We start from the raw sequence: 20,919 nt of genomic DNA on the forward strand, positions 1-20,919 counted from the left end.
CAGACCGGCTTCGCTGAAGCTCCTAACGTACATAACTACTTAGCCAATTGGCAAAAATGAAGGTCTGCACATGCAAAACGGGACTGACGGCTATAGTGCAAATCCACATACCATTTTGGTTGTTGAAGACGATGCTGTGGTTCGTACCCTGACCCTTGAAGTATTGGAAGCCTTCGGCTATCAAGCGTTCGGCGCGGAAGATGGCGATACGGCCCTGAGCATCTTGCGCAGCGAGCAGGCCCTGAGTTTGCTGATGACCGACATTGGCTTGCCCGATATCAGCGGCCTTGATCTGGCCCAGCAGGCGCAAGTTTTACGACCTGAAATCGCGGTATTGCTTGCGAGTGGTTACGAGGTTCAGCAGCAAACTTCTACGGGCAATGGCGCGGTCGCGACCATCACCAAACCCTTCCAGCTCGATCTGTTGCGCAGCACCTTGCAGGCCATGCTTGGGCAATAGCCTGCATATCAATTCAATTTGCTGATAGTTGTTCCATAAGCCAGATCAATTAGCCTTGACCCCAGCCTGGGGTCTGGCACTGTCGACTCAGGTTCATTATGGAAAACGACGATGCCCAGCCTCAATCCAAGCCGTGAACAACTGGCTGAATTTGCCGAGCGCATGCCCGACAACATGCCAATTTTGATGCTTAATCTGCTGCGCTTTAACCCTCAGGCAGACTACCCGAAGGGCAGTGAGCACGCGCCCTGTACTGGTCAACAAGCCTATAAGATCTACAGCAAGACCGCTTTGCAAAAAGTGCAGGGTGTGGGCGGAAGTGTCGAGTTGCTGGCCAACGCCCATGTCGCGCTTATTGCGCCAAGCGACGAACACTGGGATCAGCTGCTGCTGGTGCGCTACCCGTCAAAGCAAGCGTTTCTGAGTATGATCAGCGATCCGCAGTACCAGGCTGCAACCCAGCACCGTACTGCGGCGCTGGCCGACTCGCGCCTTATCGGCACGACCGCCGTTACGCCCTAGCGTTGGCAGTTCGGCGGCAGGTTTAACCCAGCATTGCGCTCTCGACTTTTCGAGTCAGGGGGCACTGCGGGCCAACGTCCCATTGACGCATGCTGCCTGGCGCCATTTAAAGCTGGCTATTGAGTACCAGCAGCAGGGCCGCAGTTTCAGCATCCGCTTGGCCGGCGTAGTTGCTGGGTCGGTACTTCATCTGAAATGCAGCAAGTACATTGCGCGTTTGTTCATCGAATTGGCCGTTCTCGATGATCTCGTAGCCCTGACGCGCCAGTTGATGCTGGAACCAGGTGGTGTTTGGCATGTTAGCCGCGAGCTGCACCTGCTGTCGGGCGACTGCATTGGCATTCGGCCAAGGCACCAGGCCTTCATCGGCAAGGCGCTTCCATGGAAAGTAGGGTCCCGGATCAACCTTGCGCTGCGGGGCCACGTCGCTGTGCCCGATAATGCTGCCAAGCGGGAGGTCATGGCGCTTGACAATGTCTTTGAGCAAGACGATCAACGCCTGAATCTGGTCCTCGGTATACGGCTGCCACACCCGGCCAGCAGGCGTATCCGTGTAGCCTTTGTTGACCATTTCAATGCCAATCGTGGTGCTGTTGAGCCAGGTGCGACCTTTCCAGGAACTGACCCCGGCATGCCAGGCACGGCGGTTTTCATCAACCAGTTGGTAGATGGTCGCAGGGTTCGAATTAATCAGGTAATGGCTGCTGACTTCTTTGGTGGTCAGCAGCGCCAGGGAACGCGCGAAGTCGGTTGAGGTGTAATGCAGCACCACATACTGCACGCGGCTGTTTTGCCCGGTTGCGGTATAGCTTTTGTCGATGCTTGGGCCGCTGGAGCAACCCGCCAGTAACGCCAGGATCAAGGTGACACAGAATAATTTCATGGTTTGATTGGTAACACGCTTTGCAGGTTGTTCAGCAGAAAGGCCAATGCCGTGATGCTCTGAAACGCCATCGTTCAAGGGCTAGTTTAGTCATCTTTGTTTGTCGGCCGCGAATTAATTCACCTTACGCAGTGCAGAGGCTATGGCGGGCGAAATATGACCGCCCGCACTTTTCTCTGGCTGTAACGGGGTGCTGCTAGCCTTGTTCGATACGGTTACGGCCCAGGTTTTTGGCGCGGTAGAGGGCTTGGTCGGCGCGCTCAAAGACTTCATCGCTGCGCTCGCCTTCTGCAAACGCAGTGACACCTGCCGATAGGGTGATGGTTACGGGCTCGCCCTTGAAATGGAAGGGGCACTGCTCGATGGCGCTGCGCAGGGTGTCGAGGAGTTTAAGCCCGCCATCAAGCGGAGTCGAAGGCAGCAAGACGACAAATTCTTCACCGCCGAAACGGGCGATAAAATCAGTCGCACGCATGCGTTTGTGCAGTTCGCTGGCGATGATTTTAAGAACTTTGTCACCCGCTAAGTGCCCGTAAGCGTCGTTGATCCTTTTGAAGTGATCAATGTCGATAATCGCCAGCAGCAGGTGCCCGTTGTAGCGTTGCCAGCGGGCCAGCTCAATTTCCAAGCGCTCGCTCCACGCGGCGCGATTAGGTAAGCCGGTGAGCGAGTCAATCAGTGCTTTTTGTCGCTGTTCTTCAATATGCTGGCGGAATCCAGTTGCCTCTTGCTCCATGTTCGCAACGCGCTCGACCAGCATCTGCAAGCGCTCGGTGACTTGGCGCTCTCGCTCATCACGCTGGGATTGATATTGCTCCATGGTGCCAAGCAAACCACTGAGACGGTTATCAACCAAGCCTTTGAGGTTGTTGAGGTCGGTGGCTTGTTGCACGCTGACATTCAGGCCATCAACCTGTTCACGCAGCTCGGTATCCAACGCGCGCTCAGAGTTAACCGCGTCTATGTAGCCTTCATGGGTGTCTTTAAGCGAGCCTTGAAAGTGAGCAAGACGCTCATTGAGCTGTTTTAAATAACCCTCGAACTCACGCTGACCGACGTCGGCGATAACCCGCATGAGTACAGCGAGGTCATCAAGCACAGGGACCAGCTCATACATATTCAAGCCGGCGCGAATCCGTTTGCTGAGCGTTTCAGCTTGCAACTGGTGATGCTCTGGCAAAGGCAGTTCGGCAAGCAGGTCGAGTAAGGTGGCCTCGACGTGATCAGCAATTGCACTGTACACCGGCTCAGCTTCTTGTTGCGGAGCATCGGGGTCGAGAGCCGGTTCGGCAGTCTCTTGTGGGGTTAATTCGTTTGCTGCCTGAGGGTGTGCATCAACATCGGCCAAGCTCGGATCTTGCGCTTCATCATGAGCGACCACGGCATCGGCCTGGCCGTCGACAGCCAGCGGCACTGCACTTATGGCTGGCACCGGCTCAGGTGATGACGCGTCGGCGTCAAGGTCGCTTTCGCTAGTAGTGGCGTCCAGTGAGTAGGGGTCTTGGCTGAGCGCTTCAAGCGCAGGGGATTGCGCGGGCTCGTATTCTGGCTCAGGCTTTTGTTCTGGTTCTGGTTCTGGTTCTGGAGCAAGGCCAAGGTCGGCCTCAGCACCGACTGCACTCATGTTCGCCTGAACTGGAACGGGTTCAGCTGCCGAAGCGTAGCTCACTGCAGCATCGTTCGTTGCTGGCGCGTTGTCTGTAGTTGCCGGCTGCTGATTGCCAAATAAACGCTGCAGAAAGCCAGGGCGGTGACCTTCACTTTTCTCCAGTGCCGCCAAGGTCTGTTGTTGCAGGGTGCTGAGTTCTGTGAGGAGTGCGGGCAGCTCACTGGCGTGTTCGTATGAGCGTTCGAGCTTCTTGGCAAAGGCTTTTAGCGGCTTGACCACTTCACGGGGCGGATCAAGGCGAAACAGTTGGTCGACCAGTGCGGTGAGTGCCGTGGTTATTTTCTCGGCGCGCTTTTTGCGCTGCTTTTCCGAGTCGAGAACAGTGCGTTCGAGGTGCGGGATAAGGTTCGACAACCCGGCGTCGATATCATTTTTGCGCAGCACAGCACGCAAATCTTGCATGCATTGGTCGACTGCCTTATCTGCGCCTTCAGCCGCGAGGCTGCTGCGTACTAATCCACGGCGCAGGAGGTCGAGGCGCATGTCCCAGCGCCGCTCCAGCTTTTCTTGTTGCTCTAGGCCGGTAAGATACTTGTCCTTCCAATGCTCAGCATCAGTGCTCATTCAGGGTTTCCGCGCAGACGATGTAGATACCATAGGTGGCTTTGCGGTATTTGGCATGTTCGGCAAGCCAATCTCAACTGCAACCGGTAGGTGGTCGGAGATAGGTTGAGCCAGCACTTCGACGCGTCTGAGCTCAAGGGTCGGGCTGAGCAAAATATGATCAAGACAGCGTTGCGGACGCCAGCTCGGAAAGGTTGCTTCAACCTGCGGCGCTAATAAGCCTAAGTCGCGTAATGGCGAATTGAGCAGCAAGTCGCTGGCATGGGTGTTCATGTCACCCATTAAAATATGGTGGCGATAGCCGCTGAGTAATTCGCGGATGTAGGCCAGTTGGCGTGTCCGGGTACGAGCGCCCAATGACAGGTGCATCATTACCACTGCAATGGCGTCTTCACCCTCACCGATGCGCAGCAATATCGCACCGCGTCCGGGTGGACCAGGCAGTGGGTGGTCTTCGATTGCAGTTGGGCGAATACGGCTCAGCAAGCCATTGCTGTGCTGGGCAAAGCGCCCAAGATTGCGGTTTAGCTGTTGATACCAGAAAGGAAATGCGCCTAGATTTGCAAGGTGCTCAACCTGATTGATATTGCCTGAGCGCAAGCTGCCGCCATCGGCTTCTTGCAAGGCCACCACATCGTAATCAGCCAGAAGCGCGCCGATACGTTGCAGGTTCAGTGAGCGACCGGCATGGGGCAGCAGGTGTTGCCAGCCACGGGTCAGATAGTGGTGATAGCGCTCGGTACTGATCCCCACCTGGATATTAAAGCTGAGCAGACGCAGGCAGCCATTTTCAGGCCATTCGGCGATCGGCTCGCACGCCGAGTTAACGCGTGGGTCACACAGGTTAACTTGGCGTGTTTTCTGCCAACGGCGCAGCATGGCTAACGCCTCAGGGCGGGCGCGCTACTGCGCGGCCCGCTCCTTGGCAATCAGTTGGTCGGCAACGTCGAGCGCTTGCTGTGGGCCACCGGAGCTGCTGATGTCAAAACGGTATTTGCCGTTAACGATCAGAGTGGGTACGCCACTGATCTGGTAGGCCATGGCCAGTTTCTTGTCTTTCTCCATCTGGCTTTTCACGCCAAAGGAGTTGTAGGTCTTCAGGAACTCTTCACGGTCAACACCCTGGCCGGCCAGGAAGTCAGCCATTTCTTCTGGCGAGGAAAGCTTCTTGCCTTGATTGTGGATGGCATCGAACACGGCCGAGTGAACTTGATGCTCTACACCCATGCTTTCAAGGGTGATAAACAATTGGCCGTGAACATTCCAAACGCCGCCGAACATCGCAGGAACGCGGACGAAGTTGACGTCATCCGGAAGTTGCTTGATCCACGGGTTGATGGTCGACTCAAACTGGTAGCAATGTGGGCAGCCGTACCAAAACAGCTCGACCACTTCGATTTTACCTGGTTTGGACACAGGTACCGGTGTCGATAACTCAACATACTGCTTGCCGGCTTCGATCGGCTCGGCGTGAGCCGAAAGGCCAAACAAGCTGGCAGTGACCAGGGCGGCGCTAAGAATCAGGTTACGCATGCAGAACTCCTTGAACAGATAAGCGATGTCTGGCGGTAGATCACAGGGACGACGATTCGACCGGTAGTCTTTTGCGAGGTTCCAGCCATTGTAGCGGCGTAATAAATAGAAAAGGGTGGCTATTGCCACCCTTTTCTTATCACTTCATGTCATCGGCATACACAACTCAGTGCAGGCCTTGCACGTAGCTTGAAATGGCAGCGATATCTTTGTTGCTCAGCTTGCCAGCAATAGAGCGCATGATCATTGCGTCGCCATCGTTGGTGCGATTGCCTTCACGGAAGTCAGTCAGCTGTTTGGCAACGTAGGTTGCGTGCTGGCCGCTCAGATGCGGGAAGCCTGCAGCAGCAATGCCCGCGCCATTTGGCGAGTGGCAACCGGTGCATGCTGGCATGCCTTCTTCCAGTTTACCGCCGCGGAACAGAGCCTCGCCACGCTTGACCAACTCAGGGTCAGCAGCACCAATGCTCATCTTCTGGCTGGAGAAGTAAGCCGCGATGTCAGCAATATCTTGCTCAGAGAGGTTATCCAGGATACCGGTCATTTCAACAACGGTACGGTCACCGTTCTTGATGTCGTGGATCTGCTTGAGCAAGTAGCGCTCGCCTTGACCTGCCAGTTTCGGAAAGTTTGGGGCCGGGCTATTGCCGTCAGGACCATGACAGGCGCCACATACAGCGGCTTTGCTCTGACCTGCAGTAGCGTCGCCGGCGGCATGTGCCAATCCAGTGATACCAAGGGTCAACAGCAGACTCACGAGTACTTTGTTCATCAGCTAATCCAATAACGGCTAAGAGAGAAAGAGTAGTAGACCGGGTTTATTCAGTCATCAATTTGATGACCGCTTTATAATCCTCGGCCGTGCAATCCATGCACAAACCGCGTGGCGGCATGGCATTCAGACCATTGGTGACGCTCGCAACCAGAGCATCAGTACCTTTGGCCAAACGCGGCTCCCACGCAACCTTGTCGCCTTTTTTAGGCGCCATAGGCAGTTGACCGTTATGACAAGCAGAGCACGCTTTCGCGTAAACAGCTTCAGGGTCTTGGGCAGCCTGGGTGTTCAATGACAGTGTCAATACACCTGCAGCTAGCAACATTTTTTTCACGAGATCAACCTCATCAGCGAGGGGACGCCCTGCATTCTATGCGCAGATAATCTTATTGTTCCCCGTGAACACTCAGTCTAGTTAAGGACAAAGCGCACACAAAATCTGCGGCATTATATACTGGCAGGACTGAAACGGAAACGACGCGACTTGCCCGATGTGGTTATCACAGGCAGGATGCGCGCAAATGTCGCAAGGGCCACACCCATTCGTGGCGCAAAATATGCGCTGCAATCGCCCAAGCTCTTACCGGATATCCCATGCAACCAAAGAACCCAATCATCGGCCTGTGTCAAAAAGCTACTTTTCAGATCAGCGCCGCAAAAGTTGATCAATGTCCGTCTGATCACGGCCATGAAGTGGCCTTTGCTGGGCGTTCAAACGCGGGAAAATCCAGCGCTCTGAACACCATTACCCATGCGAGCCTGGCACGTACCTCGAAAACGCCGGGGCGCACGCAGTTGCTGAACTTCTTCCGTCTGGACGACGAACGACGCCTTGTTGACCTGCCGGGCTATGGTTATGCCAAGGTGCCTATTCCGCTAAAGCTGCACTGGCAAAAGCACTTGGAAGCCTATTTGGGCAGCCGTGAAAGTCTGCGCGGGCTGATGTTGATGATGGATATTCGTCATCCGCTCACCGAATTCGATCAGTTATTGCTCGACTGGTCCAAGGCCAGCGGCATGCCGCTGCACATTCTGCTGACCAAAGCTGACAAGTTGACCTTTGGGGCAGCCAAGAACGTGCTGCTTAAAGTTCAGCAAGAGATTCACAAGCGCTGGGGACAACAGATCAGCATTCAGCTGTTTTCCGCGCCCAAGCGTTTAGGCGTCGAAGATGCGCAAGCTGTGCTGGCCGAGTGGTTAATGCTTAATGAGCCGGAGTCTGAGGTTGAAGAGCCGGAAGACGAGAGCGAAGATTAAGCCAGGTAAATAGGGGCTCGTTATTGACGAGCCCTAGTTTTTTCGCGGGTTACAGGGTTGTTGTGCAGCGCTTTGAACTTTTCTTCAGGCAAAAAAAACTCCGAGCTTCATATGGGGAGGGAGAAGTTCGGAGTTTAAGGGTCTGAACCGCTAGGGCGGGGTTCAGATGTCTGCCAACACTTAACACAACAAAGGAGCATGAATGGCTTTGCGGGCCATTCATAAACTCTGACTGGTTGCTGGAAAAGAAAGTTCAGCGGTTTGTGAAAATCTTTTAGTCATAAGCCTGAATTTTTAATAACTTTGAGCTCTGTGACACGGACGCCCCGCAACGCCCGTGCTTCAGCCCGGCCTTCGCCGGTGAGTTAATGCGCTTCGTCCCAGTTATTGCCAACTCCGACCTCGACCAATAACGGTACATCGAGCTTGGCAGCGCTGCTCATCTGCAGTTTTATTTGCTCACGAACTTGATCGACCTGATCTTCACGAACCTCCAGGACCAATTCATCGTGCACTTGCAAGATAACCTTGGCATCGAGTTCTGATTCAGCCAGCCAATTATCCACCGCAATCATGGCGCGCTTGATGATATCGGCGGCGGTGCCCTGCATTGGCGCATTGATAGCGGTGCGTTCGGCGCCTTTGCGCAGTGCCGGGTTTTTCGCGTTGATCTCCGGTAAATACAGGCGTCGCCCGAAGATGGTTTCAACAAAGCCCTGTTCCGCGGCTTTTTCGCGGGTGCTCTCCATATAGGCCAGCACCCCCGGATAACGAGCAAAATAACGATCGATATAGGCTTGCGATTGTTTGCGGTCGACGCCGATCTGCTTGGCCAGACCGAACGCGCTCATGCCGTAGATCAGGCCGAAGTTGATCGCTTTGGCGCTGCGCCGCTGGTCGCTGTTGACCTCATCAAGCTCAACCCCGAAGACCTCGGCAGCGGTGGCCTTGTGTACGTCCAGATCATTGCGAAATGCGTCCAGCAGGCCCGCGTCTTGCGCCAGATGGGCCATTATCCGCAGTTCAATTTGTGAATAATCCGCCGCCAGCAATTTGTAGCCTTTAGGGGCAATAAAGGCTTGGCGAATGCGTCGACCTTCTGCGGTGCGAATCGGAATGTTCTGCAAGTTCGGGTCGCTGGACGACAAGCGTCCAGTGGCGGCCACCGCTTGGTGGTAACTGGTGTGAATGCGGCCCGTACGCGGGTTGATCTGCTCAGGTAAGCGGTCGGTATAGGTGCTTTTGAGCTTGCTCAGGCTGCGATATTGCATCAGCACTTTGGGCAACTCGAAATCTTGCTCGGCCAGTTCGGCGAGCACCGCTTCAGCGGTGGATGGCTGGCCTTTGGCGGTCTTGCTGATGATTGGCAGGCCGAGTTTTTCGTAAAGAATCACCCCAAGCTGCTTGGGCGAGGCGAGGTTGAACTCCTCGCCAGCGATTTCAAAGGCCGTGCGCTCAAGCTGTACCAACTTCTCTCCCAGCTCACGACTGTGTTCACCCAAGAGCTTGGCATCGACTAGTGCGCCTTGGCGCTCAATGCGTGCCAGCACTGGCACCAGTGGAATCTCGATATCACTGAGCACGCTGAGCAGGCTCGGCGTGGCTGAAAGCTTCTCCCACAGGGTTTGGTGCAGGCGCAGGGTGACATCTGCATCCTCGGCGGCGTAAGGGCCGGCTTGTTCCAGAGAAATCTGGTCGAACGTCAGCTGTTTGGCACCTTTGCCGGCAATATCTTCAAAACGGATAGTGCTGTGGCCGAGGTACTTCAGCGCGAGGCTGTCCATATCATGGCGTGTAGCTGTCGAGTCATAAATGTAAGACTCGAGCATGGTGTCGAACTTTACGCCCTGAACATGGATAGGCGTCGATGCATTGGCCAGCACATTAATGTCGTACTTGGCGTTCTGCCCAACCTTGGCTTTGTTGGGGTCTTCGAGGATGGGCTTCAATGCCGTGAGCACTGCATCGCGATCCAATTGGGTAGGCACGCCCATGTAGGAGTGGGCGAGCGGTACATAGGCCGCTTCACCTGCGCTGACGGCAAATGAAATGCCGACCAGTTGCGCCAATTGGGCATTAACGCTGGTGGTCTCGGTATCAAAGGCAATCAAGTCGGCGTCATTCAGCTTTTTTAGCCAAGCGTCAAAGTCAGCCTGCTCAAGAACTGTCTGGTAGGCGCCTTCAGTCGAGGCTTTATCTGCGTCTTCGGCGACTGGTTCAGGAAGGTCTTCGGGCAAGGCAAAGAGGTCGCCTGCTGGCGCTGCCGCGACTTTGGCGGCAAGGGTTTTGTGCGTGCGCTCAAGCTCGGTCTTCCAGGTTTTAAACTCCAGCTCATCATAAAGCTCGAGTAGTTGCTCCACATCGGCGGCGCCAGGGTGAAGTGCCTCAATCTCAACATTCAATTCAACGTCGAGTTTGATGGTAGCCAGTTGATAAGACAGGTAGGCCATATCGCGATGTTCTTCGAGCTTGGCCGGTAAGCCTTTGGCTCCGCGAATGGGCAGATCAGGCACTTTGTCGAGGTTGGCGTAAATCACATCGAGTCCGCCGCCAACGCCTACCAATAAGCCCAGCGCGGTTTTTTCACCAACGCCGGGCACGCCTGGAATATTGTCGACTTTGTCACCCATCAGCGCGAGATAGTCGATGATCAGCTCAGGCCCGACACCAAATTTCTCTTTTACGCCGTCGATGTCGTAGACGCTTCCGGTCATGGTGTTGACCAAGGTAACGTGCTTGCAAACCAGCTGGGCCATGTCTTTGTCGCCGGTGGATATCACCACGTCGCGACCTTCGGCGGCTGCTTTGCGGGCCAAGGTGCCGATTACGTCGTCGGCTTCAACGCCTTCAACGCAAAGCAGTGGCAAGCCCTGTGCCCGCACGCTCGCATGCAGCGGTTCAATCTGCACGCGCAGTTCATCCGGCATGGAGGGGCGATTAGCTTTGTACTCGGCATACATGTCATCGCGGAATGTGCCACCTTTTGCATCGAAAACTACGGCAAAAGGGCTGTCTGGATATTGCTTGCGCAAGCTCTTGAGCATGTTCAACACGCCTTTGACCGCTCCGGTAGGCAGACCTTTTGAGGTGGTCAGTGGCGGCAAAGCATGAAAAGCGCGGTACAGGTACGAAGAACCGTCGACCAGAACCAGAGGGGTTTGACTCATGTGCGGGTTTAACCTTTTGACGGGGGCAGTCTAAATGAGCTCAGCGCGTAAACAGGTTAGTCGAAATGCTGGTAATTTTTCTAAGGAACCGCTGAAAAACTACTGCGCTAGCGACCTTTTTCAAAAACGCTTTAAAACAAGCGAAGTTCAATTAACCCTATAGACCGACTAACCACTAGAATGACTGCATCGTTGACAACAAAGGGACAAGGTTACCATGCGCACACTCAACTGCCTGTTATTGGCTGGTTTGCTTGGCTTTAGCGCCACAGCGGCGCGTGCCGAAGATCCGGTGAGTGCCGACCCTGATGTCACCATTCGCCAAGAAGGTGACCGCACAGTGCAGGAGTACCGGGTTAACGGCTTTCTTTACGCGATCAAAGTCATTCCAAAGAACGGTAAACCCTACTTTTTGGTGCGTTCCGACGGCAGCGATGGCAACTTCATCCGGTCCGACGATCCCGATATGCTGATTCCTGCGTGGGAAATTTTCAGCTGGTAATTGAGCTCTACAGATAACGTTTTAGGCGCAAAGGCAGTTTTGACATGTCCGTGTTTACCCCTCTGGAACGTCCAGAGTTAGAAGACTTTCTCGCTCCCTATGGCTTAGGTCGCCTGCGCGACTTCCAAGGCATTGCTGCGGGCAGTGAAAACACCAATTTTTTTATCAGTCTCGAGCAGGGCGAGTACGTACTGACTCTGATTGAACGCGGACCCAGTGCGGACCTGCCGTTTTTTATCGAATTGCTTGATGTGCTCCATGAAGCGGGCCTGCCTGTACCCTATGCGCTGCGCACAACGGATGATCAGGCGCTGCGTAGCTTGGCCGATAAGCCGGCGCTATTGCAGCCACGCTTGAGTGGCAAGCATGTCAGTGAGGCCAATGCTCATCACTGCCAGGAAGTCGGCGAGTTGCTGGCGCGTATCCACGTCGCCACGCGCGAGCAGCCGATCACACGTAAAAGTGACCGTGGCCTCGACTGGATGCTGCAACAAGGGCCACATTTTGCTGAGTTGTTGCCGCGTGAGTCCGCGGCGTTGCTTGACCCGGTGCTGGCTGAAATCGCCCAGTACAAGACGCAGATTCAAGCGCTGCCGCTGGCCAATCTGCATGCCGACCTGTTCCGTGACAATGTGTTGTTTGATGGCCCGCATTTGGCTGGGGTGATTGACTTTTACAATGCCTGCTCGGGGCCGATGCTCTATGACTTGGCGATCACCCTGAATGATTGGTGCTCGGAACCGGACGGTCAGCTTGATTCGCACCGCGCCCGTGCCTTGCTCGGTGCCTACGCCGCACTGCGCCCGTTCACTGCCCGCGAGGCTGAGCTTTGGCCAGTCCTGTTGCGAGTGGCCTGTGTGCGGTTCTGGCTGTCACGGTTAATCGCTGCTGAATCCTTCGCCGGTCAGGAAGTGCTGATTCATGACCCGGATGAGTTTCGCCAGCGCTTGAGCTATCGTCAGCACGTCGATTTGCACCTGCCGTTTGCCCTTTGACCCATCACATGCTGTGCTTGCCTGCAGCTAGACGCAGGCAAGTGACTGGCGCGGAATCGGCGGCCAACTAGTTAGTCGCCGGTAAATCGCCCAGGCATTGAGTCAGCTCGCTGGCCAGGTTATCCATCAAGGTTTCGTAACCGGAGGCGTCTGCGGTCAACTCTGCGCCCATGGGGTCGAGTACTGCCAGATTAACCGGCAAGCCTGCGGTCAGAGTTTTGGCCAGGCGTGGCACAAACGGCGGCTCGCTAAACACACACGCGGGCCCTGCTTCCTGTAAGCGCTCACGCATTGCATCGACATGCTTGGCTCCCGGTTGCACTTCCCCTAAAACGCTGAATACCCCGGCGTGTTCGAGGCCATAGGCGTGCTCGAAGTAGTTATAGGCCTCATGGAAGACGAAATAGGGTTTGCCTTTGACTGTGGCCACGCGGGCTTTGAGTCTCGCGTTCAGTGCTTTCAGGCGTTCGTCGAATGCTGCCAGATTGGCTTGATAGCGTGCGGCGTTGTCGGGGTCGGCGGCGCTAAAGTCAGCTGCCATACGCGCTGCAATGACCTGAGCATTGACCGGGTTGAGCCACAGGTGCACATCAAGACTGCCTGGCTGATGGTCATGATCGTGCTCATCCGCGTGCGCTCCATGAGCATCATCGGCATGCTCTTCGTCAAAATGCTGGAGTTGCAAACCCGTCAGGCTTTGAATGGCAACACTGGGTTGCTCGCGCTGGGCCATTACCCGCGGCAGAAAGTTTTCCAGCTCAGGGCCCACCCAATACATCAGCTGGGCATCACGTACCCGGCGAATATCCGATGGCCGCAGTGCGTAATGGTGTGGTGAGGCCCCCGGCGGTAGCAGTACGTCCGGTTTGCCAACGCCATCTTGCACGGCTGCTGCAATCAGTTGCAGGGGTTTGATGCTGGTCAGCACCTGCACGTCAGCCCGGGCAGCGGCGCTGCACAGCAAGCTGGTCAGCAGTAAACAGGCGATGGAATAGACACGTGACACGATAAATACTCGATAAGCACAAAAGAGGTTATATAATAACGTCTCTTAATCAAAACGTCGCTGCCCATGACTCAGACACCGCTTGCCTCTCGCCCCCACGACCATTCGCACTGCGTCAGCCATGCTTTGGCTGAAGCCGAACATATCTGTTTGCGCCAAGGCACGCGCCTGACTGCATTGCGCAAGCGTGTGCTTGAGTTGGTCTGGCAGAGCCACAAGCCGCTGGGTGCTTACGACATCCTTGGCGTGCTCAGTGAAGAAGACGGTCGCCGGGCTGCACCGCCAACGGTCTACCGTGCGCTGGATTTTCTGTTGGAAAACGGTTTGGTGCATCGCATCGCCTCGCTCAATGCTTTTGTTGGCTGTAATCAGCCTGAGCATGCGCATCAAGGTCAGTTTCTAATCTGCCGCGATTGCCATGTGGCGGTCGAAGTTGAGCATGAAAAAATCAGCCAGGCCATTGTGCAGAGCGCAAAAAGCCTCGGTTTTACGGTTGAAAGCGAAACCGTCGAAGTGGTGGGTTTGTGCGCTGCCTGCCGGGAGCCAAAATGAGTGACACGCTGATACGGCTTGAAGATGTCGGCGTTCATTTTTCTGGCCAGGCCGTGCTTGAGAACGTCCAGCTGAGCGTCAATCCAGGCGAAATAGTCACCTTGATTGGGCCCAATGGCGCCGGTAAAACCACGCTGGTGCGGGCCGTGCTCGGGTTGTTGAAAATCGATACCGGCAATGTCTGGCGCAAGTCCAAGTTGCGCGTCGGCTATATGCCGCAAAAGCTGCATGTTGACGCCACGTTACCGCTGACGGTGCTGCGCTTTCTGCGCTTGGTGCCGGGCGTTGATCGCAGCAAAGCACTGTCGGCCTTGGCAGAAGTCGGCGCTGAGCAGGTTATCGACAGCCCTTTGCAAACCGTTTCCGGCGGGGAGTTACAGCGGGTCTTGTTGGCCCGGGCATTGCTGCGTGAGCCCGAGTTACTGGTGCTCGATGAGCCGGTGCAGGGCGTTGATGTGGCAGGGCAAGCCGAGTTGTACCGGTTGATTACTCGCCTGCGTGACCGCCACCATTGCGGCGTTTTGATGGTGTCGCATGACCTGCATTTGGTGATGAGCACCACCGACAAGGTGGTTTGCCTGAATCGTCATGTGTGTTGTTCGGGTCATCCTGAACAAGTCAGCGGCGACCCGGCGTTTGTCGAACTGTTTGGCCAGGATGCCAAAAGCCTGGCGGTCTATCACCACCATCACGACCACGCTCACGATCTGCACGGCGGCGTTGTGACCCCTCATGTACATGGCCCCGATTGCGGGCACGCGCCGGGGAGCGCGGATCAATAATGGCTGACTTTTTAATTAACGCGCTGGTTGCCGGTTTGGCATTGGCGCTGGTGGCTGGCCCGCTCGGCTCGTTCGTGGTGTGGCGGCGTATGGCTTATTTCGGCGATACGCTGTCGCATGCGGCCTTGCTCGGTGTGGCACTGGGCTTGATGCTGGATGTCAGTCCAATGCTCGCTGTGACTGTCGGCTGCGTATTGATTGCGGCGCTGCTGGTAACACTGCAAACCCGCCAGCCGCTGGCCTCCGATACCTTGCTCGGGATTCTCGCCCACAGCACTTTGTCCCTTGGCTTGGTGGTCTTGAGCTTTATGCATGATGTGCGCATCGATTTGATGGGCTATCTGTTTGGCGACTTGCTGGCAGTCAGCCCGACCGATCTGGCTTGGATTCTCGGCGGCAGCGCGCTGGTGCTGGTACTGCTGGCTATTCTCTGGCGGCCATTGCTGGCGATTACCGTGCATGAAGAGTTGGCCAAGGTTGAAGGCCTGCCGGTGGCGGCGATTCGGCTGAGCTTGATGCTGTTGATTGCCGTGGTGATTGCGGTGGCGATGAAAATAGTCGGCGTATTATTGATTACCTCGTTACTGATCATTCCGGCTGCTGCGGCTCAGCGTCACGCTCGAACACCTGAACAAATGGCATTCGGTGCGAGCCTGTTGGGCATCGTTGCCGTGTGCTGTGGCCTGAGCCTTTCATGGTTTGAGGACACGCCGGCGGGGCCTTCGATTGTGGTGTCTGCCGCCAGTCTGTTCTTGCTTAGCTTTGCGCTGCCCAAGCGTCACGCTTGAGGCCTCGGGTGGCAGATTCGTGGTCTGCCGCCTTGCTGGTGTAAACTTGCGTGTTTTTCGTTCAATTCGAGACCAACAGCATGATGTCCTTAGCCTTACGTCGCCTGTTTATCGTCGCGACTTTGCTGGTGTTGGCGGCTTGCCAACACGCGCCTCAAGAGGCCAATCTGCCGACTGATCCATTGGTTAGCGGTTTCAATCAGCTCGATCAAACACTGCGCAGCGGTGATCTGGCAGCTGCCGAGCAGCAACTCGATGCCTTGAAACTGAGTGCAGCGGGCGACACGCGTCTTGAGTCCTACCAGCGGCAACTGGCCGAGGCCTATCTGCATCAGGGTCAACAGGCCTTGCAGACCGGTGATCTCAATACTGCGACCACCGCCTTGGGTCGCGCGCGGAGCATGATGCCGCAAGCCCCCGCGCTGACCACAGGTCTTGATGGGGCTATTGCCAAAGCCCGTGAAACCGAGCTTAGCGCCGCCCAAGAACAGCGTGCTGCAGGTGCCAAAGCTGACGCCGCCCGCCTTGAGCAAGCCCAACTATTGCGCCAAGCCGCCGAAACGCAAGCGGCGGTGCTGGGTGTTGCCCGGTTAGCCGAACCTCCTGTGGGCAGCAGAACGCCGGGTAAGCCCAAGGCGCAGGTAATCAATCCATCGCAAGCGCACAGCCTGGTATCGATGCCGATGCTGGATAATCAGGACAACGACAGCTTGCGCCAATTGCTCGACAAGGCGGCGTCTGATGTCGTGCACTTCAATTGCGCTGTGCATATTCAAGTCCGCGAAAGTAAAGACTATCCCTGGGTTGCCGCGTTACTCAATGCGCGCATCAAGCGGATTGACCCCCATTACAAAGCGAGCCTGAGTTACACCATCAAGGCTGATTCCGTGCCGCGTTTGTTGCTCAGCCCACAGCCGAATCTGTAGTTAGCCAATCGGCTAACCATGGCCGGTAATATAATTGCCGGTCATGCGCATGTATGCAGCAGGGCACTAGCGGCTGGTGTGTGTATTAGCCTGTACGGCGTTAATTGAGCCGCCAGCTAACCTACGCTGAGAACCATGATCGTTAGTTCGATTTCGTTATAACCATAGGTCTACAAAGATTTTTGAGACCTATAGAGCTGCGGGTAAACTACGCAACCTTTTTGCGCTTACCCCGCATTTTGAAAACCCAAAAGGTTTACCGCGTGATCAATTTTCAACAGGTCCATAAGGCGTACCACGTCAATGGCCAAGCGATAGCGGCGCTACAGCCGACCGACTTGAACATCACCCGTGGCGAAGTGTTCGGCATTATCGGCCATTCCGGTGCCGGTAAAAGTACCCTGCTGCGCCTGATCAACCGCCTTGAACAACCGTCAGGCGGACGCATCGATATTGATGGCGAAGAAGTCACGGCCCTTGATGCCAACGGCCTGCGAGGCTTTCGCCAGCAAGTCGGAATGATCTTTCAGCATTTCAACTTGCTATCGTCGAAAACCGTAGCGGACAACGTTGCCCTGCCACTGAAACTGGCCGGCAAGTTGTCACGGGCTGATCTCGACAAGCGTGTCGCGCAATTGCTCGCCCGCGTAGGCTTGAGCGATCATGCACAAAAGTATCCTGCGCAGTTATCCGGCGGCCAGAAACAGCGCGTCGGCATTGCCCGGGCGCTGGCCACTGAGCCGAAGATTCTGCTTTGTGACGAAGCCACGAGCGCGCTCGACCCGCAAACCACTGCATCGGTCCTGCAGTTGCTGGCTGAAATCAACCGCGAACTGAACCTGACCATCGTCCTGATTACCCATGAAATGGATGTTATCCGACGGGTGTGCGATCGCGTTGCGGTGATGGACGCTGGGGTTATTGTTGAGCAGGGCCCGGTGGCTGATGTGTTTCTGCATCCACAGCACAGCACCACCAAGCGCTTTGTGCAGGAATCCGAGCACGTCGATGAGCAAGAGCAGCACGACGACTTTGCCCATGTTGAAGGCCGCATCATGCGCCTGACCTTCCAGGGCGATGCAACCTACGCACCGCTGCTGGGCACTGTCGCTCGCCAGACGGGGGTCGATTACAGCATTCTCGCCGGTCGTATCGACCGCATTAAAGACACGCCTTACGGCCAACTGACGCTGGCCCTGACCGGCGGTGACGTGGAGGCGGCCATCGCCTGCTTCGCGGCGGCAGATGTTCACTTGGAGGTGCTGCGCTAATGGAAAGCCTATTTCCCAATGTCGATTGGGTCGAAATCTGGCAGGCCAGCCTCGACACCTTGAGCATGCTCGGCGGCTCGCTGCTGTTTACCGTATTGCTCGGCCTGCCCCTTGGCGTGCTGTTGTTTTTGACCAGCCCACGGCAGATGTTCGAGCAAAAAGCCTTCTACGGCCTGCTATCGCTGCTGGTTAATATCCTGCGTTCTGTGCCCTTTGTGATCCTGTTGATTGTGATGATCCCAGTGACAGTGGTTGTTACCGGTACTTCATTGGGCGTCGCCGGGGCCATTCCACCGTTGGTGGTTGGCGCTACGCCATTCTTCGCTCGATTGGTCGAGACCGCGCTGCGTGAGGTCGATAAAGGCATTATCGAAGCGACGCAGGCAATGGGTGCGACCACCAAACAGATCGTTATCAACGCGCTGCTCCCAGAGGCCTTGCCCGGCATCTTCGCGGCGATCACGGTGACGGCAATTACCTTGGTTTCCTACACTGCGATGTCCGGCCTGATTGGCGGCGGTGGTCTGGGTGATCTCGCTGTGCGCTACGGTTATCAGCGCTACCAGCCAGACGTAATGCTGGTCACCGTGGTGCTCTTGCTGGTGCTTGTGCAGATTCTGCAAAGCGTTGGCGACAAGCTGGTGGTGCACTTTTCACGCAAATGATTGCAGCCAGCGCATCTGGCTTGCGACGGAACTCAATTAATAGAACAGTGCGGCCCGCCGCGTAACATCCCACAAGGAGATACATGATGAAAAAGTTGCTCGTTGCTGCCTTCGCAACTGTTGCGGCCTTTGCTGCACAGGCTGAACCCCTGAGCGTTGCGGCCACCGCTGTACCCCATGCCGAGATCCTCGAGTTCGTTAAGCCAATGCTGGCCAAAGAAGGCGTTGAACTGGACGTCAAAGTGTTCACTGACTACGTACAGCCAAACGTACAGGTGGCTGAAAAGCGTCTGGACGCCAACTTCTTTCAGCACCAGCCGTACTTGGATGAGTTCAACAAGAGCCGTGGCACCAAGCTGGTCAGCGTTACCGGTGTCCACGTTGAACCCTTTGGTGCTTATTCGACCAAGCACAAGAGCCTCGACGAGTTGCCACAAGGCGCGACTGTCGTGATTCCGAACGATGCCACTAACGGCGGCCGCGCGCTGCTGCTGTTGGAGAAAGCCGGTCTGATTAAACTGAAGGACTCGAACAACATCTCGGCGACGCCGAAAGATGTGGTTGAGAACCCGAAGAACCTCAAGTTCCGTGCGCTTGAAGCGGCAACATTGGCCCGTGTGCTGACCCAAGTTGACCTCGCGTTGATCAACACCAACTATGCATTGGAAGCCAAGCTCAACCCAACCAAAGACGCGCTGGTGATCGAAGACAGCAAATCACCCTATGTGAACATCCTGGTTGCCCGGGAAGACAACAAAGACAGCCCTGCCATGCAGAAACTGGCCAAGGCGCTGAATAGCCCTGAAGTCAAAGCCTTTATCGTTGATAAGTACAAAGGTGCGATCGTTCCAGCGTTCTAATTGAATGCTGAAGCTTACCGCTACGAAAGCCGCTCTTGGAGCGGCTTTTTTACGGGTGAAAGCCATCGCTGTGCTGATCTGTATTGCCAAAGGCAAGGTGCCTTTTTGCATATCCCACGGCTTGCTGGTGCTTAGGCCACTTGTGCGATTTGCAGTTCTACATGCAATCCAGCCGTCGTTAGCATATTGATCAGCGTATCGATGCTGAACAGCGTGATCTTGCCGCGAAGCAGGTCAGAGATGCGCGGTTGAGTTACGCCTAGCAGCTTGGCAGCCTGAGCCTGCGATAAGCCTTTAGCTGCGATGCAATCTTTCAGCGCGATCATCAAGGCGGAACGCAGTTTCATGTTTGCAGCTTGGACCGGGTTGTCTTCAATGGCATCCCAGACGCTTTCAAAACTCTGGCTCACGGGCCTAACTCCTTCATCAAGTCCTTTAGTCGTTGGCTGGCCAGCACTAGGTCTGAGCGGCTGGTCTTCTGGGATTTTTTCTCAAAGCAATGCAGCACGTAAACGGCGTCTTCGACCTTCGTTACATAGATTACGCGGTATGCTGAAGATGTTTCATGAATACGTATTTCACGAACACCAGCACCGATACTTGCCATTGATCGCCAATCTGCTGGGTCACGACCTAGCTGAATATGATCCAGTTGGTGACCAGCTTCTCTGCGGGCCTTTTCGGGAAAACTGCACAAATCCTTGAGTGCATTTCCACAAAAACGCAGGGGCCTATGAGTTCCATTCATCAACCAACCATACAAAAATTTGTATTAAATAAACACGCCCTTTTGTCGGCTAAGTGTTCACCGCGCTTAAACATTCAAGCAAACAATCCAACGCTGGCTGGCGCTGGGCGCGGCGGAGCAGGGCGACCAGTTCACGGTGGAAGGTCAGCGGGCCCAGTTCAATGATCCGCAACTGAGTTGGCCGTTGCAGCCAGAGACCTGCGCGTGGAATCAGCGATACGCCCATGCCGTTTTCAACCATGCGGACGATGGCCTCAAGCTCATCGAGCTCTAAGGTGTCGCGCACATCAATCTGCTGTTCGCGCAAGAACTTACTCACCAACTTGCCACCGAACGAGCGTCGATCGTAGCGTACGAAGGGTTGCTCGGCGAGAATTCGCAGCGGCTCATCAAGGGTGACAGACAGCGGGGTGATCAGCACAAAAGGCTCACGCGCCAGGCTGACTTCAAGCAGCTCTTTGGGCAATTCAAAGGGTGGCTTGATCAGCAGCGCGAGGTCAATTTCACCGGCATCGACCTGGCCTAACAGGTTTAAGGAAACCCCCGGAATTATCTTCACCTCGACCTGCGCCGCCAGCGTGCGAAAGCGCGGCAGTGCGTCCGGCAACAAGCCAGTTTGAACACTGGCGATTGCCCCGACTTTCAACTCGCCGCGCCATTCTGCCAATGCTGTGGGCACGGCCATTTGCGCGTAGAGCCCGAGCATTTGTTCGGCCAATGGCAGGGCGTGACGGCCCGCTGCGTTGAGTACCGCAGCGCGGCCACTACGGTCAAACAAGCGCAACCCCAAACCCTGTTCCAGCACGCGCATTTGTGCGCTGACCGCTGACTGGGTGAGGCCGGCGTGCTGGCCCGCCGCGGCAAAGGTGCCGTGCTTGGCGACCAGTAAAAAGGTTTTGAGCTCGCGGAGCATTGACGCCTCGATTGATCAGTTTTATTTGAGCTTAGGCGCAATAATATTCGCTTTTAATCATTTTTACTGTAGCTAGACTGA

At 55.6% G+C, this 20,919-nt stretch carries 23 protein-coding genes; 12 read left to right on the forward strand and 11 right to left on the reverse strand.

Going from position 1 to position 20,919, the window contains the following annotated elements; translation table 11 throughout:
• Positions 1-70: 70 nt before the first annotated feature.
• Positions 71-460 (forward strand): response regulator, encoded by a 390-nt coding sequence (locus AACY09_RS15310; protein WP_339489219.1) that lies wholly within the window; start codon positions 71-73, stop codon positions 458-460.
• Positions 461-571: 111 nt separating this feature from the next.
• A complete protein-coding gene (locus tag AACY09_RS15315) occupies positions 572-982 on the forward strand; it encodes a DUF1330 domain-containing protein (protein ID WP_339489221.1) in 411 nt (136 codons plus the stop codon).
• 106 nt (positions 983-1,088) lie between these two features.
• Here AACY09_RS15315 and AACY09_RS15320 read toward each other — a convergent pair whose 3' ends face one another.
• From AACY09_RS15320 to AACY09_RS15345, 6 genes are all read right to left on the reverse strand, one after another.
• Positions 1,089-1,865 carry an N-acetylmuramoyl-L-alanine amidase gene (locus AACY09_RS15320; RefSeq protein ID WP_339489223.1) on the reverse strand — a complete coding sequence of 259 codons (777 nt, stop codon included), beginning with the start codon at positions 1,863-1,865 and terminating at the stop codon, positions 1,089-1,091.
• Between the two features lie 196 nt (positions 1,866-2,061).
• Positions 2,062-4,098, reverse strand: coding sequence for a sensor domain-containing diguanylate cyclase (locus AACY09_RS15325; protein ID WP_339489225.1), 2,037 nt, complete (start codon positions 4,096-4,098; stop codon positions 2,062-2,064).
• Positions 4,099-4,977 carry an endonuclease/exonuclease/phosphatase family protein gene (locus AACY09_RS15330; RefSeq protein WP_339489227.1) on the reverse strand — a complete coding sequence of 293 codons (879 nt, stop codon included), beginning with the start codon at positions 4,975-4,977 and terminating at the stop codon, positions 4,099-4,101.
• Positions 4,978-5,001: 24 nt separating this feature from the next.
• A complete protein-coding gene (locus tag AACY09_RS15335; RefSeq protein WP_339489229.1) occupies positions 5,002-5,631 on the reverse strand; it encodes a thiol:disulfide interchange protein DsbA/DsbL in 630 nt (209 codons plus the stop codon).
• 166 nt (positions 5,632-5,797) lie between these two features.
• Positions 5,798-6,403 (reverse strand): c-type cytochrome, encoded by a 606-nt coding sequence (locus AACY09_RS15340; protein ID WP_339489230.1) that lies wholly within the window; start codon positions 6,401-6,403, stop codon positions 5,798-5,800.
• 46 nt (positions 6,404-6,449) lie between these two features.
• Positions 6,450-6,740 (reverse strand): c-type cytochrome, encoded by a 291-nt coding sequence (locus AACY09_RS15345; protein WP_339489231.1) that lies wholly within the window; start codon positions 6,738-6,740, stop codon positions 6,450-6,452.
• Between the two features lie 260 nt (positions 6,741-7,000).
• Here AACY09_RS15345 and yihA point away from each other — a divergent pair, with 260 nt between their 5' ends.
• On the forward strand, positions 7,001-7,663 hold the full coding sequence (yihA, locus tag AACY09_RS15350) for a ribosome biogenesis GTP-binding protein YihA/YsxC (protein WP_339489233.1): 663 nt from the start codon (positions 7,001-7,003) through the stop codon (positions 7,661-7,663).
• A gap of 365 nt (positions 7,664-8,028) precedes the next feature.
• On the opposite strand, the gene polA is transcribed toward yihA, so the two are convergent.
• Positions 8,029-10,830: a DNA polymerase I gene (polA, locus tag AACY09_RS15355; RefSeq protein WP_339489235.1), complete on the reverse strand. Its 2,802-nt coding sequence runs from the start codon at positions 10,828-10,830 to the stop codon at positions 8,029-8,031.
• A 217-nt stretch (positions 10,831-11,047) separates the two neighbouring features.
• Between polA and AACY09_RS15360 the strand changes: the two genes are divergently transcribed.
• Both AACY09_RS15360 and AACY09_RS15365 read left to right on the forward strand, forming a co-directional pair.
• Complete coding sequence (locus AACY09_RS15360) at positions 11,048-11,332, forward strand: DUF2782 domain-containing protein (protein ID WP_339489237.1); 285 nt, start codon at positions 11,048-11,050, stop codon at positions 11,330-11,332.
• Between the two features lie 44 nt (positions 11,333-11,376).
• On the forward strand, positions 11,377-12,327 hold the full coding sequence (locus AACY09_RS15365; protein WP_339489238.1) for a homoserine kinase: 951 nt from the start codon (positions 11,377-11,379) through the stop codon (positions 12,325-12,327).
• A 67-nt stretch (positions 12,328-12,394) separates the two neighbouring features.
• Here AACY09_RS15365 and znuA read toward each other — a convergent pair whose 3' ends face one another.
• On the reverse strand, positions 12,395-13,333 hold the full coding sequence (znuA, locus tag AACY09_RS15370) for a zinc ABC transporter substrate-binding protein ZnuA (protein WP_339489239.1): 939 nt from the start codon (positions 13,331-13,333) through the stop codon (positions 12,395-12,397).
• A 66-nt stretch (positions 13,334-13,399) separates the two neighbouring features.
• Between znuA and AACY09_RS15375 the strand changes: the two genes are divergently transcribed.
• The 7 genes from AACY09_RS15375 to AACY09_RS15405 all read left to right on the forward strand — a co-directional run bounded on the left by AACY09_RS15375 (position 13,400) and on the right by AACY09_RS15405 (position 19,177).
• Positions 13,400-13,885 carry a Fur family transcriptional regulator gene (locus tag AACY09_RS15375; RefSeq protein ID WP_339489240.1) on the forward strand — a complete coding sequence of 162 codons (486 nt, stop codon included), beginning with the start codon at positions 13,400-13,402 and terminating at the stop codon, positions 13,883-13,885.
• Complete coding sequence (gene znuC / locus AACY09_RS15380; RefSeq protein WP_339489241.1) at positions 13,882-14,667, forward strand: zinc ABC transporter ATP-binding protein ZnuC; 786 nt, start codon at positions 13,882-13,884, stop codon at positions 14,665-14,667. The genes AACY09_RS15375 and znuC overlap by 4 nt, the downstream gene beginning before the upstream one ends.
• Positions 14,667-15,455, forward strand: coding sequence for a zinc ABC transporter permease subunit ZnuB (gene znuB, locus AACY09_RS15385; protein ID WP_339489243.1), 789 nt, complete (start codon positions 14,667-14,669; stop codon positions 15,453-15,455). The genes znuC and znuB overlap by 1 nt, the downstream gene beginning before the upstream one ends.
• A 50-nt stretch (positions 15,456-15,505) precedes the next feature.
• Positions 15,506-16,381 (forward strand): PA5502 family lipoprotein, encoded by an 876-nt coding sequence (locus AACY09_RS15390; protein WP_339489244.1) that lies wholly within the window; start codon positions 15,506-15,508, stop codon positions 16,379-16,381.
• A gap of 263 nt (positions 16,382-16,644) precedes the next feature.
• Positions 16,645-17,652 carry a methionine ABC transporter ATP-binding protein gene (locus AACY09_RS15395; protein ID WP_339489246.1) on the forward strand — a complete coding sequence of 336 codons (1,008 nt, stop codon included), beginning with the start codon at positions 16,645-16,647 and terminating at the stop codon, positions 17,650-17,652.
• Positions 17,652-18,317 carry a methionine ABC transporter permease gene (locus tag AACY09_RS15400; protein WP_339489247.1) on the forward strand — a complete coding sequence of 222 codons (666 nt, stop codon included), beginning with the start codon at positions 17,652-17,654 and terminating at the stop codon, positions 18,315-18,317. Before AACY09_RS15395 ends, AACY09_RS15400 begins: the two co-directional genes overlap by 1 nt.
• 86 nt (positions 18,318-18,403) lie before the next feature.
• Positions 18,404-19,177 (forward strand): MetQ/NlpA family ABC transporter substrate-binding protein, encoded by a 774-nt coding sequence (locus AACY09_RS15405; protein WP_339489248.1) that lies wholly within the window; start codon positions 18,404-18,406, stop codon positions 19,175-19,177.
• Positions 19,178-19,308: 131 nt separating this feature from the next.
• Here the strand turns inward: AACY09_RS15405 and AACY09_RS15410 are convergent, their stop codons facing one another.
• Genes AACY09_RS15410 through AACY09_RS15420 form a run of 3 tightly spaced genes read right to left on the reverse strand, consistent with a single transcriptional unit; the run spans position 19,309 to position 20,838 of the window.
• A complete protein-coding gene (locus tag AACY09_RS15410; RefSeq protein WP_339489250.1) occupies positions 19,309-19,587 on the reverse strand; it encodes a helix-turn-helix domain-containing protein in 279 nt (92 codons plus the stop codon).
• Positions 19,584-19,925: a type II toxin-antitoxin system RelE/ParE family toxin gene (locus tag AACY09_RS15415; RefSeq protein ID WP_339489251.1), complete on the reverse strand. Its 342-nt coding sequence runs from the start codon at positions 19,923-19,925 to the stop codon at positions 19,584-19,586. Before AACY09_RS15415 ends, AACY09_RS15410 begins: the two co-directional genes overlap by 4 nt.
• A gap of 49 nt (positions 19,926-19,974) precedes the next feature.
• Positions 19,975-20,838 carry a LysR family transcriptional regulator gene (locus AACY09_RS15420; protein ID WP_339489252.1) on the reverse strand — a complete coding sequence of 288 codons (864 nt, stop codon included), beginning with the start codon at positions 20,836-20,838 and terminating at the stop codon, positions 19,975-19,977.
• Between the last annotated feature and the right edge of the window lie 81 nt (positions 20,839-20,919).

This window comes from Pseudomonas sp. EL_65y_Pfl2_R95 (genome assembly GCF_963971045.1).
Classification (GTDB): domain Bacteria; phylum Pseudomonadota; class Gammaproteobacteria; order Pseudomonadales; family Pseudomonadaceae; genus Aquipseudomonas.